This window comes from Sphingobacterium sp. NPDC055431 (assembly GCF_053644255.1).
Genome location: NZ_JBSHLH010000010.1, coordinates 95,068 through 112,393 on the forward strand (window position 1 = coordinate 95,068; position 17,326 = coordinate 112,393).

The 17,326-nt window shown below is 40.3% G+C and carries 15 protein-coding genes; 2 read left to right on the forward strand and 13 right to left on the reverse strand.

The features are described from left to right. Nucleotides 1-114: 114 nt before the first annotated feature. Nucleotides 115-1,725 carry a hypothetical protein gene (locus tag ACWIB3_RS10840; protein WP_454291592.1) on the reverse strand — a complete coding sequence of 537 codons (1,611 nt, stop codon included), beginning with the start codon at nt 1,723-1,725 and terminating at the stop codon, nt 115-117. 39 nt (nt 1,726-1,764) lie between these two features. Next, nucleotides 1,765-1,947, reverse strand: coding sequence for a hypothetical protein (locus ACWIB3_RS10845; protein WP_185211991.1), 183 nt, complete (start codon nt 1,945-1,947; stop codon nt 1,765-1,767). 661 nt (nt 1,948-2,608) lie between these two features. Here ACWIB3_RS10845 and ACWIB3_RS10850 point away from each other — a divergent pair. Further along, nucleotides 2,609-2,920, forward strand: coding sequence for a hypothetical protein (locus ACWIB3_RS10850; protein ID WP_454291593.1), 312 nt, complete (start codon nt 2,609-2,611; stop codon nt 2,918-2,920). Here ACWIB3_RS10850 and ACWIB3_RS10855 read toward each other — a convergent pair. From ACWIB3_RS10855 to ACWIB3_RS10900, 10 genes are all read right to left on the reverse strand, one after another. Next, nucleotides 2,917-4,629, reverse strand: a complete 1,713-nt coding sequence (locus ACWIB3_RS10855) for an ATP-binding protein (protein ID WP_454291594.1) — start codon at nt 4,627-4,629, stop codon at nt 2,917-2,919. The genes ACWIB3_RS10850 and ACWIB3_RS10855 overlap by 4 nt on opposite strands. Next, the gene (locus ACWIB3_RS10860) at nt 4,626-5,750 is read right to left on the reverse strand and encodes a sensor protein KdpD (protein WP_454291595.1); all 1,125 of its coding nucleotides are present in this window, start codon (nt 5,748-5,750) and stop codon (nt 4,626-4,628) included. The genes ACWIB3_RS10855 and ACWIB3_RS10860 overlap by 4 nt, the downstream gene beginning before the upstream one ends. Nucleotides 5,751-5,763: 13 nt before the next feature. Next, on the reverse strand, nt 5,764-6,843 hold the full coding sequence (locus tag ACWIB3_RS10865; RefSeq protein WP_454291596.1) for a porin: 1,080 nt from the start codon (nt 6,841-6,843) through the stop codon (nt 5,764-5,766). Then, on the reverse strand, nt 6,833-7,420 hold the full coding sequence (kdpC, locus tag ACWIB3_RS10870) for a potassium-transporting ATPase subunit KdpC (protein WP_454291597.1): 588 nt from the start codon (nt 7,418-7,420) through the stop codon (nt 6,833-6,835). The genes ACWIB3_RS10865 and kdpC overlap by 11 nt, the downstream gene beginning before the upstream one ends. 6 nt (nt 7,421-7,426) lie before the next feature. Beyond that, nucleotides 7,427-9,436, reverse strand: a complete 2,010-nt coding sequence (gene kdpB, locus ACWIB3_RS10875) for a potassium-transporting ATPase subunit KdpB (RefSeq protein WP_454291598.1) — start codon at nt 9,434-9,436, stop codon at nt 7,427-7,429. Nucleotides 9,437-9,452: 16 nt separating this feature from the next. Beyond that, nucleotides 9,453-11,141 carry a potassium-transporting ATPase subunit KdpA gene (gene kdpA, locus ACWIB3_RS10880; RefSeq protein ID WP_454291621.1) on the reverse strand — a complete coding sequence of 563 codons (1,689 nt, stop codon included), beginning with the start codon at nt 11,139-11,141 and terminating at the stop codon, nt 9,453-9,455. A gap of 21 nt (nt 11,142-11,162) precedes the next feature. Then, nucleotides 11,163-11,240 (reverse strand): potassium-transporting ATPase subunit F, encoded by a 78-nt coding sequence (locus ACWIB3_RS10885; protein ID WP_185212105.1) that lies wholly within the window; start codon nt 11,238-11,240, stop codon nt 11,163-11,165. Nucleotides 11,241-11,244: 4 nt separating this feature from the next. After that, nucleotides 11,245-11,580, reverse strand: a complete 336-nt coding sequence (locus tag ACWIB3_RS10890) for a DUF7674 family protein (protein WP_185211985.1) — start codon at nt 11,578-11,580, stop codon at nt 11,245-11,247. Nucleotides 11,581-11,672: 92 nt separating this feature from the next. Continuing rightward, complete coding sequence (locus ACWIB3_RS10895) at nt 11,673-12,032, reverse strand: DUF7674 family protein (RefSeq protein ID WP_185211984.1); 360 nt, start codon at nt 12,030-12,032, stop codon at nt 11,673-11,675. Between the two features lie 324 nt (nt 12,033-12,356). Then, on the reverse strand, nt 12,357-13,700 hold the full coding sequence (locus ACWIB3_RS10900) for a sigma-54-dependent transcriptional regulator (RefSeq protein WP_454291599.1): 1,344 nt from the start codon (nt 13,698-13,700) through the stop codon (nt 12,357-12,359). A 348-nt stretch (nt 13,701-14,048) separates the two neighbouring features. Between ACWIB3_RS10900 and ACWIB3_RS10905 the strand changes: the two genes are divergently transcribed. Next, nucleotides 14,049-14,552 carry a thermonuclease family protein gene (locus ACWIB3_RS10905; protein ID WP_185211982.1) on the forward strand — a complete coding sequence of 168 codons (504 nt, stop codon included), beginning with the start codon at nt 14,049-14,051 and terminating at the stop codon, nt 14,550-14,552. Between the two features lie 4 nt (nt 14,553-14,556). On the opposite strand, the gene ACWIB3_RS10910 is transcribed toward ACWIB3_RS10905, so the two are convergent. Continuing rightward, the gene (locus ACWIB3_RS10910) at nt 14,557-17,232 is read right to left on the reverse strand and encodes a cation-translocating P-type ATPase (protein WP_454291600.1); all 2,676 of its coding nucleotides are present in this window, start codon (nt 17,230-17,232) and stop codon (nt 14,557-14,559) included. Nucleotides 17,233-17,326 lie beyond the last annotated feature (94 nt).

Below are 17,326 nucleotides of genomic sequence, written 5' to 3' on the forward strand. Positions count from 1 at the left end.
TATCTACAGTCAATTTTAACTTGGAAACTGGGGAGAATCAGGAATATTAAATGGAGAACAGCAAAGGGCTGTCCATGCCGACAGCCCTAAATTATGAATTAGGATAGAATGAAATTATTTTCGGATACATCGAGTATTTAAGTTCCCTCCCCAAGAGGATGCCGCCCAGTGTTCCCAGACATAGTCACCAACAAGCAAATATCTTCCATCACTAACGCGATAGGTAAAAACTCCTGTGATGGCTCCACCGGCAAAACCTGTTTCGCTGGTCCAAAAATATCCATTAGTACCGTCCTCATTTACACCAAATAGACCGGCAATAACATGGAAATACCCAATTTTATTAACCCTCATTTTGTTGCTAGGATAAGGAGCTGCTGTTCCTGTTGCCACGTATTCAACATAATCATCAGTCAATTGACGACTAGATCCAGTTTGCGAAATCAACTTGTCAGTCTCAGCCCTGTTAGGCATTTTCCATTTTCCTAAAGGATAAACTCGAGTACAAGGGTCCTGGGCACCAATGGTACCCCCTGGAAACGGAGCTTTAAAATTCCAATATTCCTCTGAAACCCTGCCATATATAGGCTCGATCTGATGTCTGAAACGATAGGCTCTATCTGCCTCACTAAAGTAAAGGTTCGCTCTTGACCAACGAATACCATTTACAGTTACGGCCGATTCAATCAAGTCCATCGCACTGGTCAATCGATGTCCCCATGTCATGTCTGGCAAGTCCATTGAAAATTGGAATGGAGTCGAGAATGTACGTGTCCCTACGCCATTAAAGACCTTATCTAATTTTATCGTAAAGGTTTGTACATTGACAGTCATTGCAGGGATTGGAGTTTGTGCAGCAGTATAATAAGAAGCAACTTTAATCGTATCCTTTGTTTTTACACTAAAATTGGTAAAAACAAGATTACCAACATCAACTGACGTCATACTTTCATATTGTCCGGTAAGAACATTTAAAGTCCCTTTTTGGATATAATTTGTTCCTGCAAAATTTGCCGTAATGCTTTCTAAGCCAGCAAACATCCCTCTAGCGCTCAATTCAGCACCGATTTTTGAGGTTCTGTGCGCAAACCTAACCAGCAATGGCTTATCAACATTTCCAGCACCTGTAACCGTTACGGTTCCTTTGGCGTACAACAACGGTTTATCCACTGCCGATTCAATTACTGGAGCAGCTGGATTGGCCACATCTGGAATGTTATCAGTCGTATTATACGAATATGCATACCAAGTATACTCTTCACCTTTCACGACCTCCACATGTGAAGCTACACCCGACTGAGCATGTAAGGAAGTAACAAATTTACCGTCTTTATAAAGCAGTAATCTGTACTTAATTCCTGGGTCCATAGCAAGGGCTTTTGTCGCTGACTTTCCTGCTGTTCCTTTTGCAAACTGATTGTTGGAAACGGTTCGGTCTCCAGCAACTTGATCTTCTTGCAGTCTTACAATAGCATCAAATTCTTTGTAGGTCACATCTTTTTCTTCCAATACCCCTGTAGGCAATTGGGATGAACTCCTTGAATTGGAAGCTTTACTAGCTTTAGTATCGATTTCGTTTTCAATTCCCTCTACCTGAATGCTTAGGGATGCTGCAGACCCAGAATCGGCACCGTCTCCTGCACCTGCATTCTTATCACAACTTGTCATTAATCCTAAGGAGATAACTCCTAAAACACAGAATCTAATAAGACTTGTATTTGACATTTTTTGATATAATTTCATTTTATTTGTTTGCCCTTAATTCTATAAATCAATTTCATGGGTTTCCTTAGAATCCATCCAGTTATCAATTTCTGGAGTGTAATTCCCGTTGGTTCCGTTGCCCGGTGTAAAAGTTGCGGATGATGCAAGGATTCCTTGCTCGAGTTCAATTTTTAAAAGCACAATTTTTGGTGATACATATACACCCAATACTTTCTTTTTCATAGTTATTTTTTTGTTTCCAACCATTCTCATGGTTGCTTTTGAAGGATCTTTGATTTATTGATAATATAGATATACTGTTCCCCAAGATTTTATAACAGCATCTTCTAAACCCTTCTGTCATCATTTGACTTCTCCCAAGCCAGTTAATTAATTATTGATTCATTCTTTAAATAATAATAAATTATCATTATTTATTGGCACAAAAATATGGCAACATTATAGGGTATTCAATCATTAGATTTAATTAATTCGGTTATGTAGTAATAACCTTACAACCAGATTGTTACAATAAACCGAAAATAAATAATAGGTTTAATTTTAGTAATATTAGCGTCTTGAGTAAGGTTTAAAATGATTTCAACAACAAAAAGTTTTAGTAATTATACACCCCATTAACCTCAAATAAAATATATTAAGCTGGCAAAAGGTTTATGAATTAAATTTCGGAAGGAAAAATAGTTGCAGTGCTAATTTTTAATTGCACGACAAGAATTACATTTGCTAAAACGATATTATCATGGAAAAAGTAACCATTTCTGTAACTAAAAAGGCCATAACAAACAATTTCGCACTATTTTGGGTAAGTATATAGGAAGGTTCTATCACATTTGAGAACGGAATTAAGTAAATTAGGTCAATAAACCAACGAAAGGAGGAAATCATGAAGATCATCACTAGGATTTGGCATGGGATTACCAAAAAGGAGGATGCAGACGCATATTTAAATTACCTTTTTGATACAGGGATCAAGGACTATAGAAGCATAAAGGGGAATCTTTCCACCAAAGTCTTGAGGAGGATTGACCATGATATTTGCCACTTTATGACCATTACCGAATGGGATTCGGTCATTAGCATCCAGGAATTTGCTGGAGAAACCTTCGAAAAAGCAAGGTATTACAAGGAAGACAAGAAATACCTGCTAGAATTCGAAGAGTATGTTACGCATTTTGAAACTTACTTGATTGATTAAGGCTTTATCATTGGAAGCCTGAAATAAAAGGTACTTCCGACTCCCAATTCACTTTCGACACCAATTTTACCGCCTTGATTTTCAATGAAGTCTTTGGAGATAGATAATCCCAATCCTGTTCCTGTACGTACGCTGCCTGGTATTTGGAAATATCGGTCGAATACCTTTGAACGATAGGCCGCATCAATACCTTTACCATGGTCTTTGACGGAAAACAATAAATGCTTGTTTTCCTTTTTGAGGGATACAACAATCTTACTGTTTACCGGTGAATACCTGATTGCATTGGTGATAAAGTTGGTTAGCACCCAAGCCGTTTTTTCCTCATCCACATATATCTTGGATATATCATCTTCTATTTCAGTGCTGATTTCAATATGCTTCTGTTCGGCTTGCATCCTGGTCGCATTTAATGCATACTGAATAATTGGCAATGGGTCCGATATTTGGGAATACAGCTTAATGTTCCCTGTTTCAACCTGCGATACATTCAATAATTCGCTCGTAATGCGTAATAGTCTAAGGCTATCCTCTTCAATTCCTTCTAATAGCTTTTTCTGTTCATCGGTCAATGATCCTGTTCTTGGATGTTTAAGCAACTCAGAGCTCAACTGTATGGATGCAATTGGAGTCCGTAACTCATGCGAAACCGTTGCGATGAAATTGGTCTTTGCCACATCCATCTCCTTAAAGGCAGTGATATTCTTCAGTACGATCAACTCCCCTATCTTCTGGCTTTTCAATTCCCCTGTAGGCGTAATTTCCATAGGAATGACTTCCTTTTCAAAATAACTTTCCTTATTGTCGGCAAAGATCTTTAGCGTTGACTCTCTATTATTTACATCGATCAGATTACGGACCAAATCATTGTGATTTACCAATTCATCAATATTGCTATGTAATAGGTCTGTGCGCTTTAGTCCTGAAACCTGTAGGCATTCATCATTGATGAAGATGATCTTTCGGTCCTCATCCAGACCAATTACAGGATCATGCATGCTATTGACAAGGGTTTCTACCCTTTTCTTCTCTTCGAGGATCTGATCTAATTTACTGTTCGAGTACTCTTGAAGTCGTTCAGCCATACTATTGAATGAGCTCGCCAGTTCAACGAATTCGGAATCTCCTTCGAAATATAAGCGTTGTTTATAGTTTTGACGGGCGATCTCAGAGATGCTTTCCGTCAGTTTTTTGATAGGATTGGCAATATTGCTTGGAAGATTGATAAATAATACAAAACCAATAAGGAAGCAGAGTGCGCCAATAACGGAAATCAGGACGAAAGCATTGCTTGCCATTTCCTTGGCATGATCACTTTTCATGACAATGGCATCCATATTCACGGTCATCAGTTTCACCAAATCAGCACGGAATTCCTGACCTACAATGGGATCGTCTGGGTTTTCCTTTAAGCGGGCCAACTGCGTGGAAAGCCTCTCGGTGATGTCCTTTTCACCCTGTTCAGTTACATTTTGTTTCTGCCTAGCAAAATTGCTTTCCAATTGAGCTATGGCTTCTTTATTCAAATGCATTTCATCTGAAGCCTTTAGCATATTGCGGGCATACTCCACAGAATTGTAGTTTGCAGAAAGTACGTTCTCCGTATCTTTCTTCAAGGAGCTGACAAATAAGGTGCTTACCGCAGCAAGGATCAGGATCATTAGAAATAACAACCCGATACCTAAATAGAGTTTAGCTTTAATTTTCATGATAGAATAATGATGTCAACTTGAATCTTTTCCAATTTCTTTAATAGTCTTCTAAATATCCCCATGGACCAAAGGATCCTGAGGAATGGCCAATATGGCCAACCAACACAGAGGGTCGTGATCTCCATACGAAGAACTTGATCGACGATGTTCTCCGGTACATCCTTCCCTTGGACCTGGATAACCTGTCCACCCAATTCGGTCGCCAATTTAAAATTATTAATGAGATAACGTTGCTTATCGAGCGCTATTTTATCGGTGCTCTCTTTCGGGGTCTGTATATAAAGGACAAACCAATCGGCTTGATAGTAACTCGCAAGCCTTGCTGTTCTCCTAATCAGGTTCTTGGCTTTTTTTTCATCTGTTCCAATGCATACCATAAACCTTTCTGCCTTTCGCTTTGAATCTGGTTTTTTTTCACGTTCATGTTTTTTGATCGCATGGGCAGCAACTTCTTTTAAAGCCAGCTCCCTCAACAAAAGCAATTGCTCGGATTGAAAGAAATTCTTTAGCGCAGTCTCAATCTTTTCCTTTGTATAGATCTTACCTTCCTTTAATCGACCGATTAGGTCCTCAACTGAGATATCAACAAAGACTATTTCATCTGCTGACTGAATTACCCGATCTGGAATGCGCTCATAGACTGGAACAGATAACAAATCACCAACATCTGCCTGTAGACCTTCCAGATGTTGGATATTGACGGCTGATATTACATTTATGCCAGCATCCAGCAGTTCCATTACATCCTGCCAACGTTTTTCGTTTTTGCTTCCCGGAACATTCGTATGGGCAAGTTCATCCACCACCACGACCTCAGGATGTTTCTGCAAAACCAGATCGACGTCTAGATCTTCTAACTCATTGCCTTTATAGTATATTTTCTTTCTTGGAAGCAACGGCAAACCGGCCAATTGTGCAACAGTCTCCTCTCTATTATGGGTTTCAATATAACCTATCTGCACATCAATACCATTCCTTAATAGGTTATGCGATTCCTGCAGCATCCTGTAGGTTTTCCCAACACCAGCACACATCCCTAAATAGATCTTAAACTTTCCTCTTCTGGACTGTTTGATCAGTTCCAGAAAGTGTTCGGCCGATTTACGTTGTTCTTCCATTTTAAATAACTGATTAGAATCGCCAACCTAAGGCAGTGCTGATTGTAGTACTATTGCTTTTTAATTCAGATTGGTTGTTCACAAATATTTTTTCAGAGGAATTCAAATTCCTGACTTCGGTTCTCCAGATCAATCCTTTATACAAGTCTACATCAAATCCTGCAGAATAGCCAAGAATGTTTGTCCCTACCTCTCCATACCTTCCGAACACTACCCCATCCTCATCATTAAAATACTCCAATCGTGCATTCATTTTAACTTTAGGACCAATGGCATAATTTGCTTGGATTCCTGCATTCCACCAATGGTAATTTTTTGAAAGGAGCGGTTGCTTCTGCATCCCGTAATCCCAGTTTGCCAAGATATTCATCTTATCGTTTACCGCAACATGAACATATAAATCATGAAAAAACCTTAAGCTGTCTGAGCCTTCATCACCTATATACGAGCTACTGTTCAAAACAACAGATTCAACTGGCTTATACTGGATTTGATGCCCGAAGGACATATTTTTACTTGTATTTGGCAACTGTACTCTTTGCCATCCATTTAATGCAACGGCAGCTAAATATAGTTTGGAATCCTTTGTGGTATAGGAAAGTCTTGCTCCTGTTTCAAAATAAGGGGAATTCTCCGCTGCTAGGCTCCTGCTCAAGCTAATATTATCCAAACCTATCGCACTTTCCCCTCCTATATGAGAAGGCAATACACCTGCATCGATCCAGAGTTCATGGTTCTCTAAAAGTTTAAAACCTACATTGGCCTCATACACATTTTTCCAAACCCCCTCTTCTCCTGCATAATTAGCATTCATATAACTCCCAACAGCTATAGCCAAGTTGCTTCGAACTCTTTCCCCATCATACGCTGCTTTGAGCATCGCCAGATTAACAGAAAACTCATTGCTACGGTTATGGCTATAAATAAATGACGGCCTTTTGTGGTCCTCAGGTTTATTGATATCATAGGTATAATACGATTCGATATAACCGGAGATTGTCAGGTTCGATTTCAATGAATCGGAGATTTCCTGTGCCTCAACAAGACTAATACTTAAAAATCCCGCAGCAGAGCAAAGAAATTTATTGAGCATCTTGAACTCCTTTCTTATTGGACATTTCGTCTAATGCTAAGTTTAGCTCCAATACATTCACTTTCTCGGGACCAAACATACCCCATAATGGCTTCTCAGTCTTTTCCTGGATCAGTTCCATTAATGCAGGTTCTTCCAAACCTCTTAACTTAGCAATCCGAGGAACCTGAATTTCCAAAGCATTAACAGAAAGATGGGGGTCAAGACCGCTTCCGCTTGCTGTAACGATTTCGGTTGGAATCTGTTCTTTGTTCACATCTGGGTTATGTGCCAAAAAATGTTCGATCCTGCCCTCCACTTCCTGTATATATTCTGGGTTAGAACCTGCTTTGTTCCTGCCACCAGATCCTGCAGCATTATAATCTACAGCTGATGGTCTAGACCAGAAGTATTGATTTTCTGTAAACTGCTGTCCGATATTTTTATAATATGATTTTCCATTTCCTTCTACAAGAATGCCTTTTCCTTGATTAGGACTCAATTGAGCGATTGCCCACACAACAAATGGATATAGTATAGCAAGTAAAACAAAAGATAAGATACTCATCTTAATTGCCGGTAAAATATGTGTTTTCATTTCTGTTTAAATAAATACTGATAATAATAGATCGATCAATTTGATACCAATGAATGGCACAATCAATCCTCCAAAACCGTAGATCAAAATATTTCTACGCAACAAAGCGGATGCACCGATAGGCTTATAGGCCACACCTTTCAAGGCCAAAGGAATCAACATAGGAATCAGGATAGCATTGAAAATAATAGCTGAAAGGATTGCTGATTCAGGGCTGCTCAACTTCATGATATTTAATGGAGCCAATGCAGGGATCATGGCAACAAACAGAGCTGGAATGATGGCAAAGTACTTAGCAACATCATTAGCTATACTGAAAGTGGTCAATGTTCCTCTGGTCATCAATAGCTGTTTACCGATTTCTACGACCTCAATTAGTTTGGTTGGGTCATTGTCCAGATCCACCATATTACCAGCTTCCTTGGCCGCTTGAGTACCGCTGTTCATCGCAACACCCACATCGGCTTGCGCTAATGCTGGCGCATCATTCGTTCCATCACCCATCATGGCCACCAACTTACCCTCACCTTGCTCCCTACGGATGTAGTTCATCTTATCTTCAGGCTTCGCTTCAGCGATAAAATCATCTACCCCAGCCTTTTTAGCGATATATTCAGCGGTCAAAGGGTTATCACCAGTCACCATCACCGTTTTGATTCCCATCTTCCTCAAACGCTCAAAACGTTCTGAAATACCTGGTTTGATGATATCCTGTAATTCAACGACTCCCAAGGCTTTTTCATTTTCAGAAACAACCAATGGCGTCCCACCATTCCCGGAAATGCTTTCCACCGTTTTCATGACATCCTCCGGAAAATTATTGCCTGCAGATTCAACCAGTTTTTTAATGGCATCAGTGGCACCTTTTCGGATCCGCTGATTGGCGATATCCAGCCCTGAACACCTTGTCTCTGCAGTGAATTTGATAAATCTGGATTCCTGTAATCTAAAGGGCGCCAAATCTAGACCTGCTAATTCGACTATAGACTTCCCCTCAGGAGTCTCATCGCTCATGGAACTCAATGTCGCTGCACGGATTAATTCCGCCGAATCAACACCTATTGCAGGATGAAACTTCGTAGCCTTTCTATTTCCAATGGTAATCGTTCCGGTCTTATCCAATAGCAATACATCCACGTCGCCAGCTGTTTCAACGGCTCTACCAGACTTCGTCAATACGTTCGCCCTTAGGGCACGGTCCATCCCAGCAATACCGATTGCAGATAGCAAACCGCCAATCGTAGTTGGAATAAGGCAGACAAATAGCGATATGAAGGCTGCAATGCTAATAGGCACATTAGAATAATCTGCAAAGGGTTTAAGGGTCACACAGACCAGGATAAAAACCAGGGTAAAACCAGCAAGTAAAATGGTTAAGGCAATCTCATTTGGTGTCTTCTGTCTTTTGGCACCTTCAACTAAGGCAATCATCTTATCCAGAAAAGACTCCCCCGCAGTTGCGGTAACCAATACAACGATTTCATCAGATAACACTTTTGTCCCACCTGTCACGGAACTACGGTCACCCCCAGCCTCTCTAATGACAGGTGCTGATTCCCCTGTAATAGCACTCTCATCAATGGTCGCAAGGCCTTCAATGATCTCCCCATCGCTGGCGATAATATCTCCCGCCGTACAGACAAACACATCTCCTTTTTGCAATTGCGAAGATGGAATGGTCCTGCCATCTTTCAATTTAGCTGGCGTTTCCTCCCTCGTTTTCCTCAAACTATCAGCTTGAGCTTTTCCCCTAGCCTCTGCCAAGGACTCAGCGAAATTCGCAAACAATAAAGTGATCAATAAGATAAGGAAGACAATAAAGTTATATCCGAAGGAACCTTGCGACTGATCTCCCAATAATATGGCAATACATACCACTAACATCACCACAGTACAAACCTCAACAGTAAACATGACTGGGTTACGAAGCATTTCTTTAGGATTGAGCTTAATAAATGCCTGTTTAAAAGCAACTTTTAACAACTCGGTATCAAAGAATGGATTATTTGATTTCATTTTGAATCTCAATTAATTATTTAATAGAAAAATACTCTGCAATTGGCCCTAGGGTCAAAGCAGGGAAAAACGCCAGTGCAGCAACAATCACGATCACGGCAAATACCATAAATCCAAAACTTGCTGTATCGGTTTTAAGGGTTCCGGCACCTTCTGGGATATATCTTTTTTCAGATAATATTCCTGCTATGGCAATTGGACCAACGATTGGAATGAACCTACCAAACAAGAGCACTATACCGGTACTGATATTCCACCATAAAGTATTATCACCTAATCCCTCAAAACCACTACCGTTGTTCGCTGAAGCGGATGTGAATTCATAGAGCATTTCAGAAAAACCATGGAATCCAGGATCATTGGTCGTACTTGCTCCAATACTAGGATAGGCAGCAGCAATTGCGGTCCCAATCAAAATCAGGAATGGATGGATCAAGGCTACAATCATGGCGATTTTCATCTCCCTTGCCTCAACCTTTTTACCCAAGAACTCTGGCGTACGTCCTACCATCAATCCAGAAATAAATACCCCTAGGATAATGAATACAAAGAAATTGAGGATCCCTACGCCATTTCCGCCATAAAAAGCATTGATCATCATGGCCAACATTTCATTCATTCCCGAAAGCGGCATACTGCTGTCATGCATGGAGTTTATCGAACCGGTAGAAATTACCGTAGTTACAATCGACCAGAAACCTGATGCCGCCGCACCAAACCGGATTTCCTTTCCTTCCATGGCCCCCAAATCCTGCGTCACACCCAATCGTTCGATGGCAGGACTTCCCTGTGCTTCCATCAAGACGTTTGGAATAGCGAGGCATAAGAAACCTATGGTCATCACTCCAAATATCATCCATGAAAGTTTTTTTCGATTTATGAAGAAGCCAAGTGCAAATACCATGGCCACTGGAATCACAAATTGCCCTATCATTTCGACAATGTTTGAAATATAACTGGGGTTCTCAAGGGGATGATTTGAATTCGCACCGAAAAAACCTCCCCCATTCGTACCCACATGTTTTATGGCAACAAAAGCAGCCACTGGTCCTCTTGACACTTCCACGGTATCACCCTGAAGGTTTAACATGCTATCCTTGCCTTCATAGGTCATTGGTGTTCCTTGGAAAACAAGGATCAAGGCAACGACAAATGAAATCGGCAATAGGATTCGAGTACATGATTTCAAGAAAATATCGTAGAAATTACCAAGCAGCTTACTGCCCTTATCCTTAAAGGCCTTGAACAGTACAATTGCAGCCGAAATCCCAATACCTGCACTCACGAACTGAAGGAACATCAATCCAGTTTGGGATAAATAGCTTAAACCAGTTTCCCCTGAATAATGCTGAAGATTACAGTTTACCAAAAAGGAAATGACGGTATTAAATGCCAAGTCTGACGACATATTCGGATTACCATCAGGATTTAAAGGGAGATAGGCTTGAAACATCAAGACCAACATCCCTACAACAAACCAGACTAAGTTGATGGTCAATAGAGCGACTAAATGTTCCTTCCAGGTCATTTCCTTCTTAAAGTCAACACCTGAAAGTCGCATAATCCCTTTTTCGACCGGACCAAACACTTTATCCAAGAAACTAGGTTTGTCGGAAAAAACATTGGCGATATATTTACCAAGGGGTATAGCAAGGATGATAGTTGCTATAAACATTAAGACAACTCCCCATATTTCTGTGTTAATTAGATTCATTTTTTCTTTTCCTTAAAATTTTTCAGGATTCAACAATACATACATGGTGTACAAAAAAACCATGATGGCGACGATTAATAATGCGATCATATCTCTAATTTTCTATAATAGTTTTTACATAAACTGACCTCATTTCCTTTGGAAAAAAGGTAAGATGTTTCCTTAAGCTTGCCGGAGATTCCATGGAAGCCATTCGTTCCAGAAACTCATTCTCAATGGCATTCTTCACATGCAAAGATCCCCCGCCATACAAAATCCCTATGACATGCAATGCTTCACGGGTCATTTGCTGTTCATCTGAAGAACCTTCAAAATTTGCCAAACAATATTCAGCAACACGTTGAAGAACCTCATATTCTGACTCCAGCTTCCCGCCCTTCACACAGTGAGGTAGCCAAGCTTTTACGGTTGAAATAATTTTACTTTCCATGTCCTTAGATTTTGTCGAAAAAATCAACTGATTTGAAGAATAGAGCAAAGCAGACAATGCCCAAAATCAATAATGCTACGGTTAATATCATGTTACTTGATGTGTTGAATGATGTAAACTTCCTTAAGACCTTGAGGGAGCTCTGAGATAATCTTGCTCCATTGCTTGGAACTGCACAAATGGTCCATTCTCGTTAAGCAGTGCATAAACAGATACTCCACATGTTGCCTGATCTGCTGATCACCTTTCTGATATAGGATACCTACGCAGGCTAATATCCGCTGCACATATCGGAAATTTTTCCTTTGACATAATTCGCGCATATAACTCACGATCACCTGCATAACCGCAGCCACATTACCTTCAGATTTTAGACTCTTCAGCCGTGGTGATAATTTCCGGATATGCCTTCCTACATAATTTGCCATCTCTTGGGATGTAATCTTTTCCATAATAAAAAAAATCATATTTGACCCTAGATGCCAATCTCTATTCCATCCAATGAAACAAACCCCTAACTAACTACTTATCAACAGGATAAATTAAAACAGGAAAATATAGGCAATAAAAAACCCTATCATTTTGATAGGGTTGTTATCATTTTGAGAACCAGGATGAATGGGATTTGAGGATAAACCAAGATCATGGAATGAACCAGGATGCATAGGATTTTAGGATAAACCAAGATTATACTACAAACACATATGAAAAGGATTACGTTCAACCCTATTTAGGGATGGACATAGGTCTAAATACTAAATACTTAATACTAAATACTATATCTTGTACTCCTCAATTTTTCTATACAAGGTAGCTACTCCGATTTCCAACAAACGTGCAGCTTCGGCCTTGTTTCCTTTCGTAAAGGCCAAAACCTTTTGGATATGCTTACGTTCCATTTCGGCGAGTGCCATAGCTGATAAGCTATTGGAAGTACCTTCTTGCATACAAAACTCATAGGGCAAAGCGTTCGCATCCAACGTATCACCTTCAATGAGAATCAAACTTCTTTCGATACTGTTTTTAAGCTCCCGGACATTACCTTTCCAGGTATGCTTTTGCAGTAAATCAATATAGGAATCATCTATTTTTGGAATAGGCATATTCAATTTTGCAGCTTGGAGAGCCACAAAATGTTTCACTAGCAACGGAATATCAGATGTACGATCCTTTAGAGAAGGTAGGGTTATCGTGAATACCGAAAGCCTATAATAGAGATCAGATCGAAACATTCCTTCCTCAGCTTCCTGTTCCAAGTTTCTATTGGTTGCGGCAATAACGCGAACATTGACTTTCGTTGGTCTACTTTCCCCTACTTTCAGGAACTCTCCCGTTTCCAGCACCCGCAATAGTTTTGCTTGCAGTTCAATGGGCATTTCACCTATTTCATCCAAGAATAAGGTTCCTTGATTGGCTTCCTCAAACAATCCTTTTTTATCTTTCAGTGCACCGGTAAATGCTCCGGCCACATGGCCAAACAATTCAGATTCTAAAAGGTCCTTGCTCACTGCAGAACAATTTAAGGCGACAAAGGATTTCGAATTCCGCTTGCTATCATAGTGGATTGCTTGTGCAAACACTTCCTTCCCCGTACCCGTTTCACCTAACAATAAAACTGTGGCATCAGTCTGGGCAACCTTCTTGCCAAGGGATATCGCATTTTGCAATTCTTTAGATTTCCCTACGACCTGATCAAAGGAATATTTCTTACCAACTTTCTCCTCCAGTTGCATCAAGCGTTTCGCCATTTCTACCTTTTGAAAAGCCTTATTGATCAATGGAATGACTTTATTGTTATCATCTCCTTTGGTCATATAATCAAAAGCACCGTTTTTAATGGCTTGTACACCATCGGCAATTTGCCCAAATGCTGTCATCAGTAAAACTTCGGCCAAGGGTTGTAGCTTCTTGATTTCCAGAACTGCTTCTACCCCATTCCCATCCGGAAGCTTCACATCACACAAAACCACATCGATTTCTTTGGTTTTTAGGATCTGATAACCAGCCTTGAGATTGGCCGCCTGAAAAACTTCCAGATCATCCCACTCCAATTGGATAATCCTAGCGAGTAATTGGCGTAGTTTATCCTCATCATCAATAAGCAAAATCTTCTTAAGCATGGTCTAAATTAGTATTTACTAATTAGTATTTACAACATATGGAGCTAAATTGTCAAAATAATAGAAAAATCCCAAGGCGGGGAGCCTCAGGATTTTATCAAACCAATTATTAACCTAAATTATGAAATTTCTTTTTTTTACTTTTTTACTTTGTTGATGATATAACGCAACTCAAAAGCAAATCGCGTCAACCCTTGCCAATCTTAACATAATTTAACAACTCAGCCCTGTTGCTTATTCAGGCATATAAAAAAACTATCCTTCTAACTACAAATGCATTAAACTATACAGATGGTAATATTCCTGCTATGCGGTTTGTAAGGTGGAATTGATTGCTATTTTTGCAGCATGACATTCAAACATCTACTGAGCATATCCTTCCTGCTTTTATTGATTTCCCAGTCTTCCTTCAGTCAGGAATTGCTAAAGGGCAAAGTGGTAAAAATCTCAGATGGGGATACGATGACAGTTTTGGACAGTCTAAACCAGCAGCACAGGATTAGGCTCCATGGAATTGATAGCCCAGAGAAAGGTCAGGATTATTATCAGGTGGCTAAAGATTATGTAGGTCAGCTCTGCTTCCAAAAACAGGTAGAAGTAGCCATCCTGGATTACGACCATTACAAACGAGCCATTGGCAAAATATATGTTGATGGTCTGGAGGTAAATTTAAGCCTATTAAAGGTTGGTCTTGCTTGGCATTTCACACAATTTGACCAATCAGAAGAATATGCACTTGCTGAAGCTGAAGCAAAGCTTAATAAAATGAATATCTGGTCCCTTAAAACCGTTACTGCCCCTTGGGAATTCCGAAAAATCAAGAGACAGCAACAGAGATTGAAAGCCAAATAGAATTCTAATTGGCTTTATTTCTAATCAGCTTAAATAATTCATTGACAAAGAGTGGCACCAAACCAAATCCTAAAACTTTTAGCCAATCATTAAGCCCAATAATTTGCAATTTAAAGGACTCCCTCAACACTGGAACAAACAGCACTAATAACTGCAAGGCAAATCCTAGGATAATTGCAAACACTAAATACTTATTTGAGAATATTCCAACCTTAAAGATGGATTTGCTCTCGCTCCTAAATGACAAGGAATAAAACAATTGACAGGCAATAATGGTCAAGAAAGCCATAGTCCGTGCATAGGAATGTATATCTTCAGGAATTTGATCCTTAAATGGGTTGTAGCCATGTTCAAAATAACCGATCAAAAAGGCTGCTGCCGTCAATAGGCCGATCAAAATTCCCGCTACGATAACCCTTTGCGTACCGCCATGTGAAAAAAAGTTTTCATTTAATTCCCTGGGCTTCTCCTTCATCACATTCGGATCACCCGGATCCATCCCTAAGGCAACTGCTGGCAAGGTATCCGTGATTAGATTGATCCATAACAATTGTGTCGCCAATAACGGAACAGGCAAGCCCGCCACGATGGTCACCAACATGGTAATCACCTCGCCCAAATTACTGGCCAATAAAAACACGACCGATTTCTTGATATTATTATAAATATTTCTGCCTTGCTCTATCGCCCCAATGATTGTCGAGAAGTTATCATCCGCAAGGATCATATCCGATGCGTTCTTGGCAACATCTGTCCCTGTAATCCCCATGGCAACCCCGATATCGGCAGCATTCAAGGAAGGCGCATCATTTACCCCATCTCCGGTCATGGAAACAATGTTTCCTTTCGATTTGAATGCTTTTACGATATTGACCTTATGTTCCGGAGAAACCCTAGCAAATACCCGGTAATCAGCAATATGGGATTCCAGTTCTTCGTAGGAAATAGCGTTGATCTCTTTCCCTGTTGTAACCTGATCAAAATTTTCGGCAATCCCTAATTCCTTCGCAATGGCAAATGCTGTATTGCCATGGTCACCGGTAATCATAATGGTTGTCACCCCAGCTTCTTTCGCCTTTTCTATGGAGTCCTTCACTTCCTTCCTTGGAGGGTCAATCATACCCACCAGCCCAATAAAAACCAGGTCCCTTTCAAACTCCTCCTTCTCTATTTTGGAATCACTCTCCTTAAAAGCTACTGCTAATGTCCGCAATGCTTTAGTAGACATCGCCTCCACGGCATCAGTGATCTGCTTTTTATGTTCTTCGGTTATGGGATGTAATTCTTCATTTTGAATAATATATTGACAGTGAGGAAGAAGGCTATCCACAGCACCTTTGGTATACAAAATATATTTAGAATCATGGTTATGCAGGGTCGACATCATTTTCCGATCCGAATCAAAGGCTAACTCATCCACCCGTGGTTGATTGCACTGAAGTTCCTTCCTGTCCATTTCCCATTGATCAGCCAAAGCCAGTAAAGCAACTTCCGTTGGATCACCAGTCTGTTTATCTTCTTCAAAGGTTGCATCGGATGCTAGTACCATGGCTTCAGCCAATAGGTTTTCTTCAAAAGTATTCTCCCCTTCATCATCCACGGAGATCAAATCATCACTAAAGGTAAAAGCTTCCTGAACCGTCATCTTATTTTGGGTCAATGTCCCAGTCTTATCAGAACAGACGATGGTTACCGACCCTAGGGTCTCTACTGCCGGAAGTTTCTTGATAATGGCATTTTGCTTGGCCATTTTAGTAACCCCGATGGACAGCACGATCGCAACAATGGCAGCTAGACCCTCCGGAATGGAAGCAACCGCTAAGGAAACCGAAGTCAGGAACATCTCCGTCAAGTCTCTGCCCTGGAAATAAGATATTATAAATATGACCACACAGATACCAATGGCCACTTTACCCAGAGTTTTGCCTAAATGGTCCAGACGGATCTCCAATGGTGTCTCCTCCGTTTCCCCAGTATCCAGAAAACCAGCAATTTTTCCAACCTCGGTCTGATTGGAAGTTCCGATTACCAAACCAACTCCTCGCCCATAGGTCACCAAAGTTGACATATAAGCCAAGTTGATCCGATCTCCTAATGGGATGTATTCTTCATCAAATTTTGCCCCTGCATCTTTTTCAGCAGCAACAGATTCTCCCGTAAGGGCAGATTCATCAATCTGAAGATTCGCGGATTCAATCAAGCGTAAATCAGCAGGAATATATCGGCCTGCCTCCAGCATCACAATATCACCAGGAACCAATAGCTCAGAATCAATCTCCAAAACCTTTCCTTCTCTTCTCACAATAGCTTTTGGATGGGAAAGGTTTCTCAAAGCATCAATGGCATTGTTTGCCCGCACTTCCTGAAATAGCCCCAGAAAGGCATTGATCAATATGACGATCAAAATGATGATACCATCGGTATATTCACCCATAAAAAAGGTAATCCCTACAGCGGCAAAAAGAACATAGATCAGCGCATCATTCAGCTGTTCAAAGAATATGCGAAAAATGGATTTCCGTTTCTGTTCCTGAAGTTTGTTCTTGCCATATTCCTGCAACCTCTTTTCTACTTCCGGACCGCTCAGACCCTCCGATGGATTTACGCCCATCTTCTGGAGAGACTCTTCTACACTTAATGAATAACTATTGTTGCTTATCGATTTTTGTTCTTCTGCCATATTATAGTAAATACCCTAAACCCAAAAATAGTTCTAAATCATCTTTCTTTCGATGATTTCAATCACTTTCACTCAGCATTTTAGTTAATATGGG

Coding starts and splice junctions, on each gene's coding strand:
- ACWIB3_RS10905 (WP_185211982.1), top strand. CDS start 14,049: ATGACATTCAAACATCTACTGAGCATATCCTTCCTGCTTTTATTGATT.
- ACWIB3_RS10850 (WP_454291593.1), top strand. CDS start 2,609: ATGAAGATCATCACTAGGATTTGGCATGGGATTACCAAAAAGGAGGAT.
- ACWIB3_RS10900 (WP_454291599.1), bottom strand. CDS start 13,700: ATGCTTAAGAAGATTTTGCTTATTGATGATGAGGATAAACTACGCCAA.
- ACWIB3_RS10860 (WP_454291595.1), bottom strand. CDS start 5,750: ATGGAAGAACAACGTAAATCGGCCGAACACTTTCTGGAACTGATCAAA.
- ACWIB3_RS10865 (WP_454291596.1), bottom strand. CDS start 6,843: ATGCTCAATAAATTTCTTTGCTCTGCTGCGGGATTTTTAAGTATTAGT.
- ACWIB3_RS10855 (WP_454291594.1), bottom strand. CDS start 4,629: ATGAAAATTAAAGCTAAACTCTATTTAGGTATCGGGTTGTTATTTCTA.
- ACWIB3_RS10910 (WP_454291600.1), bottom strand. CDS start 17,232: ATGGCAGAAGAACAAAAATCGATAAGCAACAATAGTTATTCATTAAGT.
- kdpC (WP_454291597.1), bottom strand. CDS start 7,420: ATGAAAACACATATTTTACCGGCAATTAAGATGAGTATCTTATCTTTT.
- ACWIB3_RS10840 (WP_454291592.1), bottom strand. CDS start 1,725: ATGTCAAATACAAGTCTTATTAGATTCTGTGTTTTAGGAGTTATCTCC.
- ACWIB3_RS10895 (WP_185211984.1), bottom strand. CDS start 12,032: ATGGAAAAGATTACATCCCAAGAGATGGCAAATTATGTAGGAAGGCAT.
- kdpB (WP_454291598.1), bottom strand. CDS start 9,436: ATGAAATCAAATAATCCATTCTTTGATACCGAGTTGTTAAAAGTTGCT.
- ACWIB3_RS10885 (WP_185212105.1), bottom strand. CDS start 11,240: ATGATCGCATTATTAATCGTCGCCATCATGGTTTTTTTGTACACCATG.
- ACWIB3_RS10845 (WP_185211991.1), bottom strand. CDS start 1,947: ATGAAAAAGAAAGTATTGGGTGTATATGTATCACCAAAAATTGTGCTT.
- ACWIB3_RS10890 (WP_185211985.1), bottom strand. CDS start 11,580: ATGGAAAGTAAAATTATTTCAACCGTAAAAGCTTGGCTACCTCACTGT.